The organism is Shewanella sp. CAL98-MNA-CIBAN-0140 (assembly GCF_040309905.1).
Classification (GTDB): Bacteria; Pseudomonadota; Gammaproteobacteria; order Enterobacterales; family Shewanellaceae; genus Shewanella; species Shewanella psychromarinicola.
Genome location: NZ_JBEOPI010000172.1, coordinates 1 through 270, shown reverse-complemented (window position 1 = coordinate 270; position 270 = coordinate 1). Strand labels below are relative to the sequence as shown.

General features: G+C 42.6%; 1 protein-coding gene. It reads right to left on the bottom strand.

The window, feature by feature from the left end; translation table 11 throughout:
• On the bottom strand, positions 1-253 hold a 253-nt coding region (locus AAEY93_RS20635; RefSeq protein WP_351079538.1), incomplete at its 3' end, for a hypothetical protein.
• Positions 254-270 lie beyond the last annotated feature (17 nt).

Here is a 270-nt window from a genome sequence, read left to right as displayed (position 1 = left end):
CATTAAGAGCTTGCTCACCTGCCATTTCCTCTTTATTAATATTACTTTGGATATAATTGGCAAGCCTACCTTTGGAGGCTAACATGATGAAGAAGAACAGCGTCTGTATCCCAAATACGATCATATATTGCCATAACAGTAGCTGCATAGTGAGCAGCTTACTCAGCAACATCATTGCGATCGCCGCTACCACATAGCTGACCAGTTGCCACATCAGCCACATAATTAGACTGTTATCTCCAAACCAAAACATTTGGCGTTCCCTGAGAG